Annotated in this window: 18 protein-coding genes and 1 pseudogene; 17 read left to right on the forward strand and 2 right to left on the reverse strand. The window is 68.0% G+C overall.

The window, feature by feature from the left end:
* Positions 1–18: 18 nt before the first annotated feature.
* Both Q4F04_RS08960 and Q4F04_RS08965 read left to right on the forward strand, forming a co-directional pair.
* The gene (locus tag Q4F04_RS08960) at positions 19–951 is read left to right on the forward strand and encodes a glycosyl hydrolase (protein WP_303369496.1); all 933 of its coding nucleotides are present in this window, start codon (positions 19–21) and stop codon (positions 949–951) included.
* Between the two features lie 11 nt (positions 952–962).
* Positions 963–2,081, forward strand: a complete 1,119-nt coding sequence (locus tag Q4F04_RS08965; RefSeq protein WP_303369497.1) for an inositol-3-phosphate synthase — start codon at positions 963–965, stop codon at positions 2,079–2,081.
* On the opposite strand, the gene Q4F04_RS08970 is transcribed toward Q4F04_RS08965, so the two are convergent.
* Positions 2,027–2,632 carry a DUF1003 domain-containing protein gene (locus Q4F04_RS08970; protein WP_303369498.1) on the reverse strand — a complete coding sequence of 202 codons (606 nt, stop codon included), beginning with the start codon at positions 2,630–2,632 and terminating at the stop codon, positions 2,027–2,029. The genes Q4F04_RS08965 and Q4F04_RS08970 overlap by 55 nt on opposite strands.
* Positions 2,633–2,697: 65 nt before the next feature.
* Between Q4F04_RS08970 and Q4F04_RS08975 the strand changes: the two genes are divergently transcribed.
* The 11 genes from Q4F04_RS08975 (at position 2,698) to Q4F04_RS09025 (ending at position 12,709) form a co-directional block, all read left to right on the forward strand.
* Positions 2,698–3,663, forward strand: a complete 966-nt coding sequence (locus tag Q4F04_RS08975) for a zinc-binding dehydrogenase (protein WP_303369499.1) — start codon at positions 2,698–2,700, stop codon at positions 3,661–3,663.
* Positions 3,664–3,769: 106 nt separating this feature from the next.
* Positions 3,770–4,753 (forward strand): Gfo/Idh/MocA family protein, encoded by a 984-nt coding sequence (locus Q4F04_RS08980; protein ID WP_303369500.1) that lies wholly within the window; start codon positions 3,770–3,772, stop codon positions 4,751–4,753.
* Between the two features lies 1 nt (position 4,754).
* Positions 4,755–5,810, forward strand: a complete 1,056-nt coding sequence (locus Q4F04_RS08985; RefSeq protein WP_303369501.1) for a polysaccharide pyruvyl transferase family protein — start codon at positions 4,755–4,757, stop codon at positions 5,808–5,810.
* Positions 5,807–7,192 carry a Coenzyme F420 hydrogenase/dehydrogenase, beta subunit C-terminal domain gene (locus Q4F04_RS08990; RefSeq protein WP_303369502.1) on the forward strand — a complete coding sequence of 462 codons (1,386 nt, stop codon included), beginning with the start codon at positions 5,807–5,809 and terminating at the stop codon, positions 7,190–7,192. Before Q4F04_RS08985 ends, Q4F04_RS08990 begins: the two co-directional genes overlap by 4 nt.
* 201 nt (positions 7,193–7,393) lie before the next feature.
* Positions 7,394–8,059, forward strand: coding sequence for an amino acid ABC transporter permease (locus tag Q4F04_RS08995; RefSeq protein ID WP_303369503.1), 666 nt, complete (start codon positions 7,394–7,396; stop codon positions 8,057–8,059).
* A 12-nt stretch (positions 8,060–8,071) separates the two neighbouring features.
* Positions 8,072–8,719, forward strand: a complete 648-nt coding sequence (locus tag Q4F04_RS09000) for an amino acid ABC transporter permease (protein ID WP_303369504.1) — start codon at positions 8,072–8,074, stop codon at positions 8,717–8,719.
* Positions 8,720–8,745: 26 nt separating this feature from the next.
* Positions 8,746–9,555 (forward strand): transporter substrate-binding domain-containing protein, encoded by an 810-nt coding sequence (locus Q4F04_RS09005; protein WP_303369505.1) that lies wholly within the window; start codon positions 8,746–8,748, stop codon positions 9,553–9,555.
* Between the two features lie 48 nt (positions 9,556–9,603).
* Complete coding sequence (gene aroQ, locus Q4F04_RS09010; RefSeq protein ID WP_303369506.1) at positions 9,604–10,044, forward strand: type II 3-dehydroquinate dehydratase; 441 nt, start codon at positions 9,604–9,606, stop codon at positions 10,042–10,044.
* 4 nt (positions 10,045–10,048) lie between these two features.
* The gene (locus Q4F04_RS09015) at positions 10,049–10,795 is read left to right on the forward strand and encodes an amino acid ABC transporter ATP-binding protein (protein ID WP_303369507.1); all 747 of its coding nucleotides are present in this window, start codon (positions 10,049–10,051) and stop codon (positions 10,793–10,795) included.
* Entirely contained in the window at positions 10,795–11,655 is an 861-nt protein-coding gene (locus Q4F04_RS09020) for a shikimate dehydrogenase (RefSeq protein ID WP_303369508.1), read from the forward strand. Before Q4F04_RS09015 ends, Q4F04_RS09020 begins: the two co-directional genes overlap by 1 nt.
* Positions 11,656–11,986: 331 nt before the next feature.
* On the forward strand, positions 11,987–12,709 hold the full coding sequence (locus Q4F04_RS09025; protein ID WP_303369509.1) for a FadR/GntR family transcriptional regulator: 723 nt from the start codon (positions 11,987–11,989) through the stop codon (positions 12,707–12,709).
* Here Q4F04_RS09025 and Q4F04_RS09030 read toward each other — a convergent pair.
* On the reverse strand, positions 12,657–13,970 hold the full coding sequence (locus Q4F04_RS09030; RefSeq protein ID WP_303369510.1) for an ABC transporter substrate-binding protein: 1,314 nt from the start codon (positions 13,968–13,970) through the stop codon (positions 12,657–12,659). The two genes, Q4F04_RS09025 and Q4F04_RS09030, sit on opposite strands and share 53 nt — an antisense overlap.
* Positions 13,971–14,138: 168 nt before the next feature.
* On the opposite strand from Q4F04_RS09030, the gene Q4F04_RS09035 reads away from it, so the two are divergent.
* From Q4F04_RS09035 to purU, 4 genes and pseudogenes are all read left to right on the forward strand, one after another.
* On the forward strand, positions 14,139–15,569 hold the full coding sequence (locus Q4F04_RS09035) for an NAD(P)-binding domain-containing protein (RefSeq protein ID WP_303369511.1): 1,431 nt from the start codon (positions 14,139–14,141) through the stop codon (positions 15,567–15,569).
* Between the two features lie 9 nt (positions 15,570–15,578).
* The gene (locus Q4F04_RS09040; RefSeq protein ID WP_303369512.1) at positions 15,579–17,951 is read left to right on the forward strand and encodes a DUF1989 domain-containing protein; all 2,373 of its coding nucleotides are present in this window, start codon (positions 15,579–15,581) and stop codon (positions 17,949–17,951) included.
* An 83-nt stretch (positions 17,952–18,034) separates the two neighbouring features.
* Complete coding sequence (gene folD / locus Q4F04_RS09045) at positions 18,035–18,922, forward strand: bifunctional methylenetetrahydrofolate dehydrogenase/methenyltetrahydrofolate cyclohydrolase FolD (protein ID WP_303369513.1); 888 nt, start codon at positions 18,035–18,037, stop codon at positions 18,920–18,922.
* Between the two features lie 140 nt (positions 18,923–19,062).
* Positions 19,063–19,558, forward strand: a pseudogene (gene purU / locus Q4F04_RS09050) (formyltetrahydrofolate deformylase); the annotation flags it as partial.

The following is a 19,558-nucleotide window of genomic DNA, read 5'->3' on the forward strand; positions in this document are numbered from 1 at the left end:
CCAAGGAGACGCCGCGCGATGATCGAAGCCGCGATGATCTGGAACGAGCCGAACAACAAGTCCCATTGGGATCCTGAACTCGACCCGGACTGGTCGCGCTTCGGCCAATGCGTGACGCTGGCGGGGCAGGCGATGAAGGATGTGAACCCGGCTATCACCCGCGTCCTCGGCGGCATGTCGCCCATCGACCCGCTGTGGGTGCAGCGGATGCAGGGCCACGGGGCGCTGGACCACGTGGACGTGGTCGCGGTCCACGGCTTCCCGCTGGACTGGAACCTGTGGTCGATCCACGAATGGCCCGCCAAGGTGGCCGAGATCGAGGCCGTCACGGACAAGCCCGTCTGGGTGACGGAAGTGGGCGTCGGATCGTTCGGGGCGGAAGAAGTGCAGGTCTTCGGCGTCCAGAAGACCGCCGAGCTGCTGGTCGGCCGCGTGCCGCGCATCTTCTGGTATTCGCTGTTCGACCTGCCGCAGGAATGGGGCGCGACCACCCGCCACCGCGAGGCGGAAGGGTCGTCGTATTACCGCCATTTCTACATGGGCCTGATCCGCGCGGACGGCACGCCCAAGCCGGGGCTGGACGCCTATGCCCCTCACGCCGCCGACATGGGGCTGATGCAGTGGTTCCACTACCAGGACCCGCGCCTTGACGATGCGGTCGCCTGGATGAAGCGGCTGGGCGTCAAGCACCTCCGCACGGGCCTCAGCTGGGCCGACAGCTTCCGCCCCGACGCGCTGGGCTGGTTCGACCGGCAGATGGAAGCGCTGGCCGATTTCGACACCACCGTCACCTTCTGCTTCACGCCCGAGCATCTCGGCCCCGGCGCCCATCACACCAGCCCTCCGCACGACCCGCAGCAATTCGCCGATTTCTGCGCCGCGATGATCGAACGATATGCGCCCGCCCGTGTTGAGGCGACGCCGGCCGCGCTTCAGCCGGCCCTGACCTGAAGGCCCCCCGCATGAAAGACGCCCACATGCCGATCAACATCGCCATCATCGGGGTCGGCAACTGCGCCAGTTCGCTGGTGCAGGGGCTGGCCTACTATGGGGGCCGCAACGATGCCTCGGGGCTGATGCACCACAATCTCGGCGGCTATCGCCCGGACGACATCCGCGTGACCGCCGCCTGGGACATCGACGCCCGCAAGGTCGGCCGCGACGTGGCACAGGCGATCTTCGTCCCCCCGAACTGCACCGCCGTCTTTGCGCCCGAGGTGCCGGATACGGGCGCGGTGGTGCGGATGGGCCGGGTGCTGGACGGCGTGGCCGAGCACATGGCCGACCACCCCGAGGCGCGGACCTTCGTGACCTCGGACGCCGCGGAACCCTCGCGCGACGAGGTGGTGGCGGCGCTGCGCGAGGCGCGGGTGGACGTGCTGCTGAACTACCTGCCCGTGGGCAGCCAGAAAGCGACCGAGTTCTATGCCGAATGCGCGCTGGAAGCGGGCGTGGCCTTCGTCAACAACATCCCCGTCTTCATCGCCTCGGACCCCGCCTGGGCCGAGCGGTTCCGCGCCGCGGGCGTGCCGGTCATCGGCGACGACATCAAGGCGCAGCTTGGCGCGACCATCGTGCATCGCGTGCTGACGGACCTGTTCCACAAGCGGGGCGTCAAGCTCTGCCGGACCTACCAGCTGAACACCGGCGGCAACACCGACTTCCTGAACATGGCCAACCGCAAGCGGCTGGAAAGCAAGAAGATCTCGAAGACCGAGGCTGTGCAGTCCGTCGCCGCCACCCGCATCGCGGACGAGAACATCCATGTCGGCCCCTCCGACTATGTCGCCTGGCAGAATGACAACAAGGTCTGCTTCCTGCGGATGGAGGGCGAGCTGTTCGGCGGCGTCCCCATGAACCTTGAACTGCGGCTGTCGGTCGAGGACAGCCCGAACTCAGCCGGGGTCGCCATCGACATGATCCGCTGCGCCGCCATCGCCCGCGACCGCGGCCTTGCCGGGCCGGTCCTCGCCCCCGCCGCCTGGTTCTGCAAGCACCCGCCCCGCCAGATGACCGACGACGAGGCCTATGAGGCGGTCGAGGCCTTCATCGCGGACGGCGCGCCCGCATCCCCGTCGTGACGGGCGGGATGGCCGGGGGCGCCGCCGTCCCCCTCGATGTCCTCCAGCGCGTCAAGCACCTGCTCGGGATCGACGTTCTTCTCGACCTCCTCGGCGGCCTCCTCGTCGATCGGGACATCCAGCTTCTCGGCTATGCGGTGGATGACAGCGGCCAGCTTGGTCAGCTCGTCCTCGGTCAGCAGGCTGACATGCAGGGTGAAATCGGCGCGGGCGTCGGCGCGCAGTTCCTCGCGCCGCTGGTTCATCAGCACGAACAGCGACAGGAAGATCGCCTCGACCGAGGCGAAGGAGCCGACCAGCCCCAGCCCCTCGCCCAACGGGACGGGAACGGGAATCAGATCCGTCAGGATCAGCAGCGCGCCGCCATAGAAGGCGAGATGCAGCAGGATGAAGACCATCGAGCCTGCGACCTTCGTGATCCATTCCGCGATCCGCTCGCTTGCCGAGGCCTTGGCGTCCTCCTGCCGGCGTCGGGCGACCAGCCGGGCGATGTTGCTGGTCAGTTGCTCTTTCATGCCCTCGTGCGGGGGAACGGGGTCTTCGCGGTTCATGACAGCCTCGCCTGCAATGCCATGGACAAGGGGCCGCGCGGCGGCTTGGTTCCGGGAGACGACAGATGACCCAGACGATGCGCGCCGCGGTCCTTGAGGGACCGCAGCGGTTTTCCGTGGCCGAGGTGCCGGTGCCCCAACCCGGACCCGGCGAGGTGCTGATCCGGCTCGAGGGCTGCGGCGTCTGCGCGTCCAACGTGGAACCGTGGGAAGGCCAGCCCTGGTCCACATGGCCCGGCGCTGCGGGCGGCATGGGGCACGAGGGCTGGGGGCGGATTGCCGCCTTGGGCGAGGGGATCGTGGGGCTGACGCTGCGCCAGCGCGTGACGGCGCTGACGGAACGGTCCTATGCGGAATATGATGTGGCGCGGGCCGACATGGTGGTGCCACTGCCCCGCGGCCTGGACGGGATGCCGGTTCCGGGGGAACCCGTGGCCTGCGCCATGAACATCTTCGCGCGGTCCGACGTGCGCCCCGGCCAGACGGTGGTGATCGTCGGCATCGGATTCCTCGGCGCGATCCTGACGCGGCTGGCGAGTGACGCGGGGGCGCGGGTGATCGCCGTATCGCGCCGGGTCGAGACTTTGGAACTGGCCCGCCGGATGGGCGCTGCCGAGACGATCCCCATGGACGATCACTGGCGCATCATCGGGGACGTTCGCCGCCTGACCGATGGCCGCATGGCCGAGCGGGTGATCGAATGCGTGGGCAAGCAGTGGCCGCTGGACCTTGCGGGGGAACTGGTGGCCGAGGGCGGGCGTCTGGTGATCGCAGGATACCATCAGGACGGGCCGCGGCAGGTCAACATGCAGATGTGGAACTGGAAGGGCATCGACATCGCAAGCGCCCATGAACGTGACGCGGGCGTGCGCGTGGCGGGCCTGCGGGCGGCGGTGGATGCGCTGTCCTCGGGCAAGCTGGACCTGTCGCCGCTGCTGACCGGGACCTACGCGCTGGATGATCTGGGCGAGGCGCTGGCCGCGACCCGCGACAAGCCGGGCGCTTTCGTCAAGGCCTGGGTGGCGCTGTGATCCGTTCTTTGGAGTCGTGGTCGCTATCCTCGACCTTGCATCAGAGTGGGTGGTTCTGGGCCGATGCAGCATTCCGCGAAAACACGGCACCGAAGCGGGTGGCGCCGTGAGGCCGCGCCTTGGCTTTCTCGGCACCGGCTGGATCGGGCGGCACCGGATGGCGGCGCTGGCCGCAACCGGGCTGGCCGAGATCGTGGCCGTGGCCGAGCCGGACGACAGCGGTGCCGCCGAGGCGCTGGCGATTGCCCCCGGTGCAAAGCGGATCGATGGCCTCGACACCCTTCTGCGCGAAGACATCGACGCGGTGGTGATCGCCACTCCCAGCGCAGCCCATGCCGAGCAGTCCATCGCCGCGCTGAACGCGGGCAAGGCCGTCTTCTGCCAGAAGCCGCTGGGCCGCACAGGGCGGGAGGTCGCCGAGGTGGTCGAGGCCGCCCGCCACGCCGACCGGCTGCTGGGCGTGGACCTGTCCTATCGCCAGACCGCCGCCATGGGCGCGATCCGGCCGCTGCTTCAGGCGGACGCGCTGGGCCATGTCTTCGGCGTGGACGTGACCTTCCACAACGCTTGGGGGCCGAACAAGCCGTGGTTCTACGACCCGAAGCTTTCGGGCGGTGGCTGCGTCGTGGATCTGGGCGTCCACCTGATCGACCTTGCGCTATGGTCGCTGGGCTGGCCCGAGGTCGAGCGCGTCGAAAGCCGCCTTTACGCCAAAGGTGCGCCGCTGTCTGACCCCTCGGTGCAGGTCGAGGATTACGCCGTCGCCACGCTGGACCTTGCGGGGGGAACCGTGGTGCGGCTCGCCTGTTCCTGGGGGTTGCAGGCAGGGTGCGAGGCAGTGATCGCGGCCGAGTTCTACGGGACCGAAGGGGGCGCGAGCCTGCGCAACGTGGGCGGCTCCTTCTACGACCTGAGAGCCGAGCGGCACCACCATATCCGCGCGGAATCCCTCTCCGAGCCGCCCGACGAATGGGGCGGGCGCGCGGCGGTGGACTGGCTGACCCGGCTGGCGTCAGGCGCTGGTTACGATGACGAGGCGCGGCATCTGGTGACGGTCGCGCGGGTGATCGACCGGATCTACGGGCGCTGAGATGCGGGTCGGCGTCCTGACCTTTCACCGCTGCATCAACTACGGCAGCTACTGGCAGGCCCGCTGCCTGGTCGAGGCCATCGCCGCGCGCGGCCATGAGGCCGTGCTGCTGGACCACCAGTCCTGCGAGGTCACCTCGCGCGAGTGGCGCTATGCCTTCCAGCCGCTGACGCCGCAGCGGTCGTCCCGCGCCGACGTGGTGCAATACGGGCGCAAGCTGCGGAAGTTCCTCGACGCCTTCAAGGCGCTGCCCCTGTCGGCGCCCTTCGATCTGGACGTCCCCGAGACGATGCCGCCGGTCGATCTGGCCGTGATCGGCAGCGACGAGGTGCTGAACCTCTCGCACCCCTGGTATGGCGGGAAGCCCGCTTTCTGGGGCGAGGGGATCGCGGCACCTCGCACCGTGACCTATGCCGCGAGCTTCGGGAACTACGCGGCGGACTTCATCGAGCCGCAATGGGCGGAACGCCTGCGCGATCTGGACGCGATCTCGGTCCGCGACGACAACAGCTTCGGACTGGTGGCCGGGGCGACTGGCGCCGCACCCGCAATGGTGCTGGACCCGGTGCTGCTGAACCCGCCCCGTGTCGAAGCCGCTGATGAGCCGCCCTATCTGCTGGTCTACGGCCACCACATCCCCGACTGGTTCGCGACTCGAGTCAGCGAAGCGGCGCGTCAAAGGGGCCTGCGGACGATCAGCGTCGGCTACCGCAACGATTGGGCCGACGAGCAGCGGCTCGACGCCGGACCGCAGGAGTTCGCGGCGCTGGTGGCAGGGGCCGAGGCGGTGGCCACGACCTATTTCCACGGCTGCTGCTTTGCCTTGGTGAACCGCAAGCCGCTGGTCTGCGCGCCGTCCGACTACCGCTGGACCAAGGTCCGCGACCTGACCGCGCTGCTGGGGGCCGAGCGCCACCTGACCTTCGAGGACCGCGACCCTGCCGACGTCGGCACGCTGCTGGCCGAGCCGATCTCGCGAGCGGTCCAGACGCGCATCGCCCACCTGCAGGCGCAGTCCTCGGAATGGCTCGACGCGGCGCTGGCGGGGCGGGCATGAACCGCCCGCTCAGCCCCGCGCAGATCGTCCGCTCGGGCCTCTGCATCGGCTGCGGCGCATGCGTGTCTGGGGTCGAGGCCACCATGACGTGGGACGACTACGGCCAGTTGAAGCCCATCGGCCCCGCCACCCACCGGCGCAGCGAGGAGTTCGCCAAGCTCTGCCCCTTCTCGCCCGAGGCCGCGAACGAGGACCGGATCGCCGCCGCCCGCTTCCCCGAGGCGCCGCAGCACGACGCCCGCCTTGGCCGCTACACCTCCTGCCATGTCGGCGCGGTGGCGGAACCGCACTTCCGCGAGCGGGGCAGTTCCGGCGGCATGGTCAGCTGGGTCGTGGCCGAACTGATGCGGCGGGGCGAGATCGACGGCGTGCTGCACGTCCATCCGGGAAAGCCGGGCGAGCCCTTCTTCGGCTATCGCATCAGCCGGTCCGAGGAAGAACTGCTCGCCGGCGCCCGGTCCCGCTATCACCCGATCCACCTGGCCGAGGTGCTGGACCAGGTCCGCGCCACGCCGGGGCGCTATGCCGTGGTGGGCATTCCCTGTTTCATCAAGGCGGTGCATCTGGCCCGCGCGCAGGACGCGGTTATGGCGGAACGGATCACGCATTTCCTCGGCCTGTTCTGCGGCCACATGAAAAGCGCGCGCTTCGTGCAGAGCTTTGCGTGGCAGTTGGGCGTGGACCATAACCGGGTGCGCGCCGTGGAATACCGGCTGAAGGACGCGAACCGGCCCGCGAACTGGTATACCGCGCATCTGACGCTGGATGACGGCAGCACCGTCCAGAACGAGTGGTTCCACCTCGCCGATGGCGACTGGGGCGCTGGGTATTTCCAGAACTCGGCCTGCAACTTCTGCGACGACGTGGTGGCCGAGACGGCCGATGTCAGCTTCGGGGATGCCTGGGTGGAACCCTATTCCTCGGACGGGCGGGGGACCAACGTGGTGGTGGTCCGTGCGCCCCTGATCCAGCGCCTGATCGACGAGGGCCGCGCCGAGGGGCGGCTGGACCTGAAGCCGGTCGATGCCGATTTCGTGGCCGACACCCAGGCTGCGGGCTTCCGGCAGCGGCGCGAGGGTCTGGCCTATCGCCTGACCTGGGCCAAGCGCGGCATCCGGCCGGTCAAGCGCGTGGCGCCTTCGGCCGAGGGGATCGGCTGGCGCCGGAAGCTCGTCTATCGCACCCGCGCGGCGGTCAGCAGGGGATCGCACCGGATGGCCTGGATCGCCGCCCGGACGGGCCGGCCGCAGGTTTATCTGGCCTGGGCGCGGCAGGCCTATGCGGTCTACGAGGGGCTGACCTACCAGCGCGGCCGGCTCGCGCCCCTGTTCGACCGGATCGAGCGGTTGCAGGGCCGGGGGCAGGAGAATGAGGGCCGTTAGCCCCTGCCGGATCTCGGGGAAGACCATTCTGCTGGCGGCAATGGCTCGCCTGCAGGGCGGACGCGGCGCTTCGGTGGCAGGATGCCCGCATCGTCCGCGGCCCTCCCCATGGCAAATTGCGTAAAGCAATGTCTTTGACCTTGCGCCCCTGCCTCGCGCATATGTGGCCGGCAGGGAAGGCGCGGGGAAGAAAGAACGCCGATGGTGCAGCTCGACTTCGGGGTGGTGCTGGAACGCTGGCCGCAACTGGCCTGGGGCACGCTGGGCACGATCTGGCTTGCGCTGGCGGGGATGGCGGTGGCGCTGGCGATCGGCATCGGGGGCGTTGCGGTCCTGCGCAGCCGCAGCCGGATCGGCCACGCCATCGTCCGCGTCTTCGTCGAGGTGATCCGCAATACGCCTTTCCTCGTGCAGATCTTCTTCATCTTCTTCGCCCTGCCTCTGGCGGGCATCCGGCTGAACCCGACCGCGACCGCCATCGTGGCGCTGGGCCTGAACGGCGGCGCATATGCCATCGAGATCATCCGCGGCGGGGTCGAGGCGATCCCGCAGGGCCAGACCGAGGCCGGGCTGGCGCTGGGCCTGCCCCGGTCCGAGGTCTTCCGCTTCATCATCCTCAGGCCCGCGATGCGCTCGGTCTATCCGTCGCTCGTCAGCCAGTTCATCATGCTGACGCTGACAACGTCCATCGCCACCTCGATCTCGGCCTTTGAGCTGACATCCGTGGCGCAGCGGATCGACGGCGACACCTTCCGCACCTTCGAGGTCTATTTCACCGTCACCGCGATCTACCTCGGCGTCTCGTGGCTGATGATGCTGATGTTCGCCGCCATCGGCCACCGCGCCTTTGCCTGGCCGACGCGCTGAAAGGGCAAGCCGATGATCGGACCGCAAGAGCTTGCCTTCCTTGCCCGCGGATTGATGTGGACGCTGGCGCTGACCGCCATCGGCTTCACCGGCGGCATCCTTTTCGGCTTTCTCGTGGCGCTGGCGCGGGTGTCCCGGGTGCAGTGGCTGTCGGCGCTGGCGGCAGGCTGGATCGCCATCTTTCAGGGCACGCCGCTGCTGATGCAGCTTTTCGTGGTCTACTTCGGCCTGCCGCTTCTGGGCTTCAGCCCGCCCGCATGGGGCGCCGTGGCGGTGGCGCTGACGGCGCACGCCTCGGCCTTCCTGGGCGAGATCTGGCGCGGCGCGATCCAGGCCGTGCCAAGGGGGCAGGCCGAGGCCGCCCATGCGCTGGGCCTCGGCTACGGCTCGCTGATGCGCGACGTGATCCTGCCGCAGGCCTTGCGGCTGTCCCTGCCCGCGACCATCGGCTTTCTGGTGCAACTGCTGAAAGGCACGTCGCTGGCGGCCATCGTGGGCTTCATCGAACTGACGCGCGCGGGTCAGATCGTGTCCAACCAGACCTTCCGCCCCTTGCTGGTGTTCGGCATCGTGGGGCTGGTCTATTTCGCGCTGTGCTGGCCCCTGTCGATGTGGGGCCGGCGGATGGAACGACGGCTCGCGGCCGCAACTGCGCGCTGAGATATAACAAACGGGAGGAAGAACCAATGATTCCAAGACTGCTTTCCGGCGCCGCGCTGCTTGCCGCGCTTGCCCTGCCGCTGGCCGCACAGGCGCGCACGGTCGAGGAGGCCAAGGCCTCGGGCACGATCCGCGTCGGCATCCAGGGCGACAACTGCCCCTGGGGCTGCATCAACTCGGGCGGGCAGGCCGACGGCTTCGACGCCGACATGGGCCGCGCCTTTGCCGAATACCTTGGGGTCGAGGCCGAGTTCGTGCCGCTGCAGGTCGCGAACCGCATCCCGGCGCTGACCACCGACAAGGTGGACGTGCTGTTCGCCACCATGGGGATGACGCCGGAACGCGCCCAGTCGATCCAGTATTCGCGCCCCTATGCCGCCAACCAGTTGTCGGTCGTGGCCCCGAAAGAGATGGCCGCCGGCACGGCCGAGGACCTCGCCGGCAAGCGCATCGGCGTCCCCCGGGCCGCGGCGCAGGACACCGCCCTGACCGCCGAGGCGCCGCAGGCCAACATCCTGCGCTTCGACGATGACGCGGCGACCATCCAGGCGCTGCTGTCGGGGCAGGTGGATGCGGTCGGCGGCAACCAGATCTACATCCAGCGGCTGGAAGCCGCGCGTCCGGGCGTCTACGAGAACAAGATGCCGCTGACCGCGCTGTACAACGGCGCCGGCAGCCGGCTGGGCGAGGCCGACTGGAACGAGGCGCTCAACGGCTTCCTCGAAAGCCACATGGCCTCGGATGCCTACAAGGCGACCTATGACAAGTGGATGCAGCTTTCCCCGCCCGAGTTCCCGGCCGAAATGGACGGCGTTCCCTATACCGTCAGCCAGTGACCCCCTTGCCCGGCGCCCCGGCGCCGGGCCTGTGCCCTTGAGGACGACATGCCCCGCACGATCTTCATCCTGAACGGACCCAACCTGAACCTGCTGGGCAAGCGCCAGCCCGAGATCTACGGCCACGAGACGCTGGCCGATGTGGAACGCGACTGCGCGGCACTGGCGGCGGAACTGGGCGTCGAGATCCGCTTCCTGCAGTCCAACCACGAGGGGCAGATCATCGACTGGATCCACCAGGCGCGGGACGGGGCGGCGGGCATCGTCATCAACCCCGGCGCCTTCACCCATACCTCGGTCGCGATCCTCGACGCGCTCAATGCCTTCGAGGGGCCGGTGATCGAGGTGCATGTCTCGAACGTCCACCAGCGCGAAAGCTTCCGGCACCATTCCTATGTCAGCCTGCGCGCGAACGGGGTGATCGTCGGCTGCGGGACGGAAGGCTACCGCCTCGGCCTGCGGCGCGTGGCCTCGCTGACCGGGGCGTGACGCCATGCCGGACGACATCCTGATCCGCATGGAGCGGGTGGAGAAATACTACGGCGACTTCCACGCCCTGCAGGACGTCAACCTTGCCGTGCGGCGGGGCGAGAAGATCGTGCTCTGCGGTCCCTCGGGGTCGGGCAAGTCCACGCTGATCCGCTGCATCAATCACCTTGAGCCGATCCATTCGGGCCGCATCGTGGTGGACGGCACGGAACTGACCGACAACCCGCAGGCCATCGACCGGGTCCGGCGCGAGGTCGGCATGGTCTTCCAGCAGTTCAACCTGTTCCCGCACATGACGGTTCTGGAAAACTGCATGCTGGCGCCGATCCGCGTCCGCAAGGTCGGCCGCGCCGAGGCCGAGGCGACCGCCCGCCGCTATCTCGACCGCGTCCGCATCGGGGATCAGGCGGGGAAGTATCCGGCGCAACTGTCCGGCGGCCAGCAGCAGCGTGTGGCCATCGCCCGCGCGCTCTGCATGGAGCCGGTCGCGATGCTGTTCGACGAGCCGACAAGCGCCCTTGACCCCGAGATGGTCAAGGAGGTGCTGGACACCATGATCGGGCTTGCGAACGACGGCATGACCATGATCTGCGTCACGCATGAGATGGGCTTTGCCCGGCAGGTCGCCGACCGGGTGATCTTCATGTCCGAGGGCCGGATCATCGAGGAGGATGAGCCCGTGGCCTTCTTCCGCAACCCCCGCCACGACCGCACCCGCGCCTTCCTGGGCGAAATCCTGGCGCATCACTGATGGACGCGGCCCTTCCGACCATGCCCCTGATTTCGGGGCGGACCGCGCTGGTGGCGCATCTCGGTTATCCGACCGAGAGCTTCAAGGCGCCGATGATCTACAACCCGTGGTTCGCCGCCCGCGGCATCGACGCGGTGGTGGTGCCGATGGGGGTGAGGGCGGATGACTACCCGGCCTTCCTGCCGCTGGTCTTCCGCCTGTCCAACATCCGCGGCGCGCTGGTGACGATGCCGCACAAGGTCAGGACGATGGGCCTTGTGGATCACGTCACCCCCACTGCCGCCATCGCCGGGGCCACCAATGCCATCCGCGCCGAACCCGACGGACGGCTCACCGCCGACCAGTTCGACGGCGAGGGCTTTGTCCGCGGTGTGCTGCGCAAGGGCCAGCCCATCGCGGGCCGCCGGGCGCTGGTCGTCGGCTGCGGCGGGGTGGGCAGCGCGATCGCCGCCTCGCTGGCGCGGGCGGGCGTGGCGGAACTGGCGCTGCAGGACCCGAACACGGCAGGGATGGAGGGTCTGGCCGCGCGGCTTTCGCAGCATTACCCCGCGCTGCGGCTGAACCTCGGCCACGGCGATCCGGCGGGCTTCGACATCGTGGTGAACGCGACCCCGCTCGGGATGCGTCCGGGCGACCCCTTGCCGATGGACGTGGACCGCATCGACCTTGGGGCCTTCGTGGGCGAGGTTGTGCTGAGTTCCGAGATGACGCCCTTCCTGCGGGCTGCGGCGGCGCGGGGATGCCGCTGGCAGGTCGGCACCGACATGCTGTTCGAGATGATCCCCGCCTATCTGGAGTTCTTCGGCCTCGGCACCGCCACCGCCGACGAATTGCGGGCGACCGCGCGGATCGCTTACTGAGCGCCCCTCCTTCTTTACCACAGTCTCTCGGGCAGGATGCGGTGCCGCAGCGCGATGCCGGGCATGCAAGTGATGGCCGCCAGCAGGATCGGCCAGGCCGGCAGGAACCAGGCGAGCGGTCGCTTTCGAAACCGGCCGGCAGGCGGACGATCCCCCGTGAGATCCTGAAAGGCTGCGCCCCGTCATGCCGGAACGGCAGGGACGGGCGCTTCGGGGAAAGCCGCCTTCATCCGGCAGTCTTCCCTTTGAGATCGCGATCCTGAACGCGTAACTAGGGGATGAGCCGTCCGGCTCGCTCGGCATGGTTCGGTACCACGGGAATCCTCAGGCGATGTCCTCCAGTCATGTAATCCCCGCGGTCCGCCGGACCCCCCCGGCGCTGGGAGAAACGGTCCAGTATGTCGTCGACACGCTGACCATGCGGATCGTGTCGCAGGAATACGGGCTGGAGGAGCGGCTGCCTTCGGAACGCCAGCTGGCGCAGGACTTGGGCGTGGCGCGCAACACCGTGCGCGAGGCGCTGGACCAGGTCGAGGCCGCGGGCCTGATCCGCCGGCGGGCGGGATCGGGGTCCTTCGTGACCTTCGATCCCGAGGGCGCCAAGGAATCCGCCTCGGCGGTCGCTGCGGAAACAGGTCCGCTGCAGTTGCAGGTGATGCGCGGGATCATGGAACCCGAGATGGTCCGCCTGGCCGTCATCAGCATGTCCCCCCGCCAGATCGAGGCCCTGGGCGAGACCCTGTCGCAGATGGAGGCCGTGCAGGTGGACGCCATGGCCTTTGTCCGGCTGGAGGAGGAATTCCACCGCCAGATCGCCGCGGGCACCGGCAACCCGCTGCTGATCGCCTGCTACAGCCTGGTGCTGGACGCCCGGCGGCAGTCCTTCCGCGCCGCCATGTACCGCCGCCACCTGACGCCCGAGCGGATCGCCGCCTACCAGCGCGGCTACAACTCGCTGTTCAACGCCATTGCCGCCCGCGACATCGAGCAGGCCTGCGAATTCATGAAGCTGGGGCTGATCGAGGATCAGAAGCTGCTGCTTCAGGACGGCTGACGGGACGGCGCAGGCGCTGGTGCCAGGACTGGCCCAGTCCGTCAAGTTGCCGGGCCAGCGCCTCGCCGTGGCGATCCAGCCAGTCCAGCACCGAGCCGAATTCCTGGATGCGGGCGCGTCCGTCCCGGATCGACACCACAGGCCAGTTGCCGATCAGGGCGTTGTCGGTGCCGAACAGCTTGTGCCCGGTCCAGCGGGCAGGACCGAAGGTGTGGGGCACCTGGCGCGCGCGCTTCATGGCGGCCAGGATCGAAGCCGGCTCGACCGTATCCGCCAGTTCCACGGCCCCGTGCCAGAGATCGAGGATCGAGGCGTATTCCCAACTGACCGCGCCCCATTCCCCCCGAAAGCGGGCATTGTAGGCCTCGAAGAAGGCATGAGGCTGGCGGAAGAAGAAGGGGACGTCGGCCAGCATCGGGTCGTCGAAATCGGGGAACTGGAAGGTGTAGCCCTCCATGAAGTCCGGCGATGTGCGCCCGATCAGGCGCGGATAGCCATCGGCCACGCAGGACAGGATCCGCCCCCCGAAGCCGCGCCGCCATGCGGCCTCGGTCAGCGCCTGGACCATCGGCGGGGTGGATGAGCACCAGCAGAGCACGTCCGGGTCGTCGGCCATCATCGCACCCACGATCGCATCGGCGTCGCCTTCGCGCGGGGCGTAGCGCAGTTCCCTGATCCGCGACCAGCCGACGGCATCGAAGGCGGTGCGATAGACCGCCAGCGACGGCAGGCCGAGGCTGTCGGCCTGGGTGCACAGCGCCACGCGGCGGGCAGGGGGCAACTGCCGCGCCAGCCATTCGACCCCGGTCGCGTTGAAGAAGGGGTGAACCTCGACAGGGGCGATCAGGAAGGGCGTGTCGGGGGTCAGGTCCGAGGGCAGCAGCGTCGCCACCAGCATCCGGCGCTGCATCAGGTAGGGGATCGCGGCCGCGAAGCTGTCGCCTCCCAGCGTCAGGATCAGCCGGACATGCAGCCGTTCGGCCATGTCGCGCGCGGCCTGCAGGGTCTGTTCGGGGCCTTGCGCGCTGTCACGGGCGACGATCTCGACCCGGTGCCGCTTGCCGGCCACCATCAGCCCGCCGCGCTCGTTGATCCAGTCCATCCAGATGCGGCATCCGTCCAGTCCGGGGCGGCCCCAAGGCTCTTCGGGGCCGGAAAGCGGGGTGAGGAAACCGATTCGCACCGGGGCGCGATCCGCCGCCCCAAGACGTGGCAGAGAGGCGCCGACCGCGAGTCTCTGGGCAAGGCTGGTCCTGGTCATGCGCCCGACAATAGCCGGATTTCCCTAAAGAACAGCGGCAAATCGCCGCATGGGCGCGCGGCCAAGAAATCTGTTGCCAGATCGGGAAAGGGGTGGTCTGATTGGTTCAGGGTTATTGAACCACTTTTGAAAACTGGTCGGACCATCCTGGGGAGGAGAACGGACCACATGACAAAGCGCATCGCGATCATCGGCGCGGGGCCTTCGGGGCTTGCCCAACTGCGCGCCTTTCAATCCGCGGCCCAGAAGGGCGCGGAGATCCCGGAAATCGTCTGCTTTGAAAAGCAGGCGAACTGGGGGGGCTTGTGGAATTACACCTGGCGCACCGGCGTCGACGAGAATGGCGAGCCGGTCCATGGCTCGATGTATCGCTATCTCTGGACCAACGGTCCCAAGGAAGGGCTGGAATTCGCCGACTATCCGTTCGAGGAGCATTTCGGCAAGCAGATCGCCTCTTATCCGCCGCGCGCGGTGATGTTCGATTACATCGAGGGCCGGGTGAAGAAGGCGGGCGTCCGCGACTGGATCCGGTTCAGCAGCGTCATCCGCTGGGTCGAATACAACGCCGAGGCCGATGATTTCACCATCACCATCCACGACATGAAGGCCGATCGCGTCTACAAGGAGCGGTTCGACAACGTGATCGTGGCCTCGGGCCATTTCTCAAGCCCGAACGTGCCGGAATATCCGGGCTTCGAGCAGTTCAAGGGCCGGATCGTCCACGCCCATGATTTCCGCGACGCCTGCGAATTCTCGGGCAAGGACGTGCTGATCCTGGGGGCGTCCTATTCGGCCGAGGACATCGGCTCGCAATGCTGGAAATACGGCGCGAAATCCGTCACCAGTTCCTATCGCTCGGCGCCCATGGGCTTCAAATGGCCGGCGAACTGGCAGGAAAAGCCGGCGCTCACGCATATCGACGGCAAGACCGCCCATTTCGCCGACGGCAGCAGCAAGGACATGGATGCCATCATCCTCTGCACCGGCTACCGGCATTACTTCCCCTTCCTGCCGGACGACCTGCGGCTGAAGACGAAGAACCGGCTGGCGACCGCGGACCTGTGGAAAGGGGTGGTCTATGTCCACAATCCCAAGATGTTCTATCTGGGAATGCAGGACCAGTGGTTCACCTTCAACATGTTCGACGCCCAGGCATGGTATGTCCGCGACATCATCCTGAACCGCATCGCCGTTCCCGCGGACAAGCAGGAGATGCTGGCCGACGTGGCCGAGCGCGAGGCGCGCGAGGAAGCCTCGGACGACGTGAAATACGCGATCCAGTACCAGGGCGACTACGTCAAGGAACTGATCGCCGAAACGGACTATCCCAGCTTTGATGTCGATGGCGCCTGCAAGGCCTTCTTCGAATGGAAGAAGCACAAGGCCGAGGACATCATGGGCTTCCGCAACAACTGCTACCGCTCGGTCATCACCGGGACGATGGCGCCCGTGCATCACACGCCCTGGAAGGACGCGCTGGACGACAGCATGGAGACCTATCTCCAGAACGACTCCGCGCCCCGCCAAGACGAGAAGCCCCTTCGGGACCAGCCGGCGGCGATGGATCAGGACTGCCGCCTTCTGTCCCTTCCGGCGTGAGGACCCGACATGCTGTCCCTTCCCTATGACCGGCTGCTGCGGCCCGGTCCGCCGCAGGCCACGCGCTCGCGCCGGGTCGCCGGCTACAACCTCGCCCCGGCGCAGGAACGCTATTCGGTTCCGGGGGCGGGCGCCGTGATGGTGCCGGTTCTCGCCGGCGACCGGATCGAGATCGTGAACGACGAGGGCGGCCAGCGCGCCGAGCTGCTGGCCGCCCACCGGGATGGCCGCCTTGACGCGGGCATCCTGGGGGCCGCGGCCGACGTGCCGGCGGACGGGCTGCGGGCGCTGCTGGCCTTGGGCCAGCCCGGCCTCGACCGGCTGCGCAAGGGCATGGCCGCACGCGGGATCGACATCGGAAAGGCCCGTGCCATCGGCCTTTTCGGCGACCGTTCCGCCGCGGGCGACCGGGCGTCCTTCACCGCGCAGGCCGAGGGTTGGCTGGTGGTCGCCGCGCCGGGCGGGGCGATGGACTTCGAGCGGCAGGACACCGCCACGCCCCTGACCCTGCTGGTGAACCGGGCCAAGCCGCGCGACGCGGGCAGCTTCGCGCTGGCCGATCCGCTGGCCGACCCCGTCCTTGACCTGCGGGTGAAATCCGCGACCGCCGAGGCCTATCTGGTCCGCGCGGGCGAATACCTGCAGATCATCGATGTCGATGGCCGGCAATGTACGGATTTCCAGTGCTTCGATGCCCGCAAGGTGGATCGCGGCATCTTCAACCCGCTGGACGTGACCACGACGCGGACGCTGATGGGTCATTCCTACCCGACGCCGGGGCTGCACGCGAAATACTATGACCAGGACCTGACCCCGCTGATCGAGGTCGTGCAGGATACCTGCGGGCGGCATGACGCCTTCGCCATGGCCTGCGCCGCGAAATACTATGATGACATCGGCTATCCGGGCCACGCCAACTGCACCGACAACTTCAACGCGGCGCTGGCAGAATACGGGGTGCCGGCGCGGCGCGGCTGGATGGCGGCCAACTTCTTCTTCAACACCGGCATCGACGCGCATGGGGTCATGTATGCCGACGAGCCGTGGTCCCGACCGGGCGATTACGTGATGCTGCGGGCGCTGACCGACATCGTCTGCGTGTCCTCGGCCTGCCCGGACGACACCACCGCCGCGAACGGCTGGACCCTGACCGACATCCACCTGCGGACCTATGCCGCGACCGAGCGTTTCCAGCGCGCCGTCGCCTGGCGCCCGACCCCTGACTCGGAACCGATCATGACGCGCGAAACCGCCTTCCACCAGAAATTCGCCGCCATGACGCGCGACTTCGTAGAATACCGCGGCTTCTGGCTGCCCAACAGCTTCCCCGGCTGCGATCCGGTGGAAAGCTACTGGGCCTGCCGCGAGGGCGTCGTGATGATGGACCTGTCGGCGCTGCGCAAGTTCGAGGTGACGGGTCCCGATGCCGAGGGGCTGCTGAACTGGGTGCTGACCCGCGATGTCAGCAAGCTGGGTCACGGCCAAGTCGTCTATTCCGCGATGTGCTATCCGCATGGCGGCATGATCGACGACGGCACCCTGTTCCGGCTGGGCGAGCAGAACTTCCGCTGGATCGGCGGCAGCGACGAGGGCGGCGCCTGGATGCGCGAGGAAGCCGCGCGGCTGGGGCTGAACGTGATGATCCGGTCGTCCACCGACCAGATGCACAACCTGGCCGTCCAGGGACCGAAATCGCGCGAACTGCTGGCGCAGGTCATCTGGACCCCCCCGCACCAGCCCACGCTGGAGGAGCTTGGCTGGTTCCGCTTTGCCGTGGGCCGGATCGGCGGGATTGATGGCGTGCCGATCGTGGTGTCCCGCACCGGCTATACGGGCGAGTTGGGCTACGAGGTCTTCTGCCATCCCCGCGACGGCGAGGCCGTGTTCGACGCGATCTGGGAGGCGGGCCAGCCCCTGGGCATCAAGCCGATGGGCCTGGCCGGGCTGGACCTGGTGCGGATCGAGGCGGGACTGGTCTTCGCGGGCTATGACTTCAGCGACCAGACCGACCCCTTCGAGGCGGGCATCGGCTTCACCGTGCCGCTCAAGTCCAAGACCGCCGATTTCGTCGGGCGCGATGCGCTGGTCCGTCGGAAAGAGCATCCGTCGCGCAAGTTCGTGGGCCTGGTGATCGACGGGCAGGAACGGGTCGGGCATGGCGACTGCATCTGCATCGGCCGGGCGCAGGTGGGCGAGATCTGCTCGGCCATGCGGGTGCCGCGGGACGGGCAGATGATCGCGCTGGCGCGGGTCGACGTGGCCCATGCCGAGCCGGGGACCGAGGTCGAGGTGGGGCGGCTCGACGGCCATCTCAAGCGGATCGCGGCGCGGGTCTCGGCCTTCCCGCATTACGATCCCAAGAAGGAACGTCCCCGCGCCTGACACGGCAGCGGTCGCAACGGAACCATCCGCGCCCCGAGGGGCGCGGACCGGGCAATCATCCCTGCTGTCAGAGGGGGAGGAGAATGGGTTCGATCATCGACGGAAAGAGTTTTGCCGCGGGCCTGCGGGCGCGGGTCGCGGATCACGTCGCTGTCCTAAAGGCAGAGCACGGGATCGTGCCGGGGCTGGCGGTGGTGCTGGTCGGCGAGGACCCGGCCTCGGAGGTCTATGTCCGCAACAAGGGCATCCAGACCCGCGCCGCCGGGATGGAAAGCTTCGAGCACAAGCTGCCGGCCGGGATTTCGCAGGATGAGCTGATGGCGCTGGTCGTGCGGCTGAATGCCGATCCTGCCGTGCATGGGATACTGGTGCAGCTTCCGCTGCCCGGCCATCTCGACAGCGACGCGGTCATCAACGCGATCGACCCGGCCAAGGACGTGGACGGCTTTCATGTCCTCAGCGTCGGGCTGCTGGGCAGCGGGCAGAAGGCCATGGTGCCTTGCACGCCGCTGGGCTGCCTGATGATGCTGAAGGACCGGCTGGGCGATCTGTCAGGCCTGCATGCGGTCGTCGTGGGGCGGTCCAACATCGTCGGCAAGCCGATGGCGCAACTGCTGCTGCGCGAGAACTGCACCGTGACCATCGCCCACAGCCGGACGCGGAACCTGGCCGAACTGTGCCGTGGCGCCGACATCGTCGTGGCGGCAGTGGGTCGGCCGAACATGATCCCCGGCGACTGGATCAGGCCCGGCGCCACCGTCATCGACGTGGGCATCAACCGGATCGAGGAGGATGGCGCGACCCGCCTTGTCGGCGACGTGGACTATGGCAGCGCCGCGCAGGTGGCCGGGGCGATCACCCCGGTTCCGGGCGGGGTCGGCCCCATGACCATCGCCTGCCTGCTGGCCAATACCGTCACCGCCTGCTGCCGCGCCAACAATCTGCCCGAACCCGAGGGAATGGGCGCATGAAAGGAGAAGACATCATGGAAGCGGACCAGATCGTGGCGGAAACCCGCGCCCTGCGCGGCCCTGCCCCGGAGGCCGGGGTCAAGCCGGTGAAAACCACGCCTGCCCCCGCGCCGCGGCAGGCGAAGGGCGCCGACGCCTCGATGACGAAATTCTGCCTGACGGTGACCTGCGATTCCACCAAGGGCATCGTCGCAGCCATTTCCGGCTATCTGGCGACGGCCGATTGCCACATCACCGACAGCTCGCAATTCGACGACCCGCAGACGGGCAAGTTCTTCATGCGCGTCAGCTTCGCCTCGGAAAAGGAGACGACGCTGGACAAGCTGGGCGAGGGCTTCTCGGAAATCGCCGACCGCTTCGGCATGACCTACAGCTTCCACGACCAGACGCAGAAGATGAAGGTCGTGGTGATGGTGTCGCGCTTCGGGCATTGCCTGAACGACCTGCTCTACCGCTGGCGGATCGGTGCGCTGCCGGTCGAGATCGTGGCGGTGATCTCGAACCACATGGACTATCAGAAGGTGGTGGTGAACCACGACATCCCCTTCCATTGCATCCGCGTGACCAGGGAAAACAAGCCCGAGGCCGAGGCCCGGATCATGGAGGTGGTCGAGGATACCGGCGCCGAGCTGATCG

Origin of the sequence: Paracoccus sp. (in: a-proteobacteria) (assembly GCF_030536915.1) — a bacterium.
Lineage (GTDB): Bacteria > Pseudomonadota > Alphaproteobacteria > Rhodobacterales > Rhodobacteraceae > Paracoccus.

Excerpts from the sequence above, each read along its gene's own strand:
- Q4F04_RS08960 (WP_303369496.1), top strand. The coding sequence starts at position 19 with ATGATCGAAGCCGCGATGATCTGGAACGAGCCGAACAACAAGTCCCAT.
- Q4F04_RS08965 (WP_303369497.1), top strand. The coding sequence starts at position 963 with ATGAAAGACGCCCACATGCCGATCAACATCGCCATCATCGGGGTCGGC.
- Q4F04_RS08970 (WP_303369498.1), bottom strand. The coding sequence starts at position 2,632 with ATGAACCGCGAAGACCCCGTTCCCCCGCACGAGGGCATGAAAGAGCAA.
- Q4F04_RS08975 (WP_303369499.1), top strand. The coding sequence starts at position 2,698 with ATGACCCAGACGATGCGCGCCGCGGTCCTTGAGGGACCGCAGCGGTTT.
- Q4F04_RS08985 (WP_303369501.1), top strand. The coding sequence starts at position 4,755 with ATGCGGGTCGGCGTCCTGACCTTTCACCGCTGCATCAACTACGGCAGC.
- Q4F04_RS08990 (WP_303369502.1), top strand. The coding sequence starts at position 5,807 with ATGAACCGCCCGCTCAGCCCCGCGCAGATCGTCCGCTCGGGCCTCTGC.
- Q4F04_RS08995 (WP_303369503.1), top strand. The coding sequence starts at position 7,394 with ATGGTGCAGCTCGACTTCGGGGTGGTGCTGGAACGCTGGCCGCAACTG.
- Q4F04_RS09000 (WP_303369504.1), top strand. The coding sequence starts at position 8,072 with ATGATCGGACCGCAAGAGCTTGCCTTCCTTGCCCGCGGATTGATGTGG.
- Q4F04_RS09005 (WP_303369505.1), top strand. The coding sequence starts at position 8,746 with ATGATTCCAAGACTGCTTTCCGGCGCCGCGCTGCTTGCCGCGCTTGCC.
- aroQ (WP_303369506.1), top strand. The coding sequence starts at position 9,604 with ATGCCCCGCACGATCTTCATCCTGAACGGACCCAACCTGAACCTGCTG.
- Q4F04_RS09015 (WP_303369507.1), top strand. The coding sequence starts at position 10,049 with ATGCCGGACGACATCCTGATCCGCATGGAGCGGGTGGAGAAATACTAC.
- Q4F04_RS09020 (WP_303369508.1), top strand. The coding sequence starts at position 10,795 with ATGGACGCGGCCCTTCCGACCATGCCCCTGATTTCGGGGCGGACCGCG.
- Q4F04_RS09025 (WP_303369509.1), top strand. The coding sequence starts at position 11,987 with ATGTCCTCCAGTCATGTAATCCCCGCGGTCCGCCGGACCCCCCCGGCG.
- Q4F04_RS09030 (WP_303369510.1), bottom strand. The coding sequence starts at position 13,970 with ATGACCAGGACCAGCCTTGCCCAGAGACTCGCGGTCGGCGCCTCTCTG.
- Q4F04_RS09035 (WP_303369511.1), top strand. The coding sequence starts at position 14,139 with ATGACAAAGCGCATCGCGATCATCGGCGCGGGGCCTTCGGGGCTTGCC.
- Q4F04_RS09040 (WP_303369512.1), top strand. The coding sequence starts at position 15,579 with ATGCTGTCCCTTCCCTATGACCGGCTGCTGCGGCCCGGTCCGCCGCAG.
- folD (WP_303369513.1), top strand. The coding sequence starts at position 18,035 with ATGGGTTCGATCATCGACGGAAAGAGTTTTGCCGCGGGCCTGCGGGCG.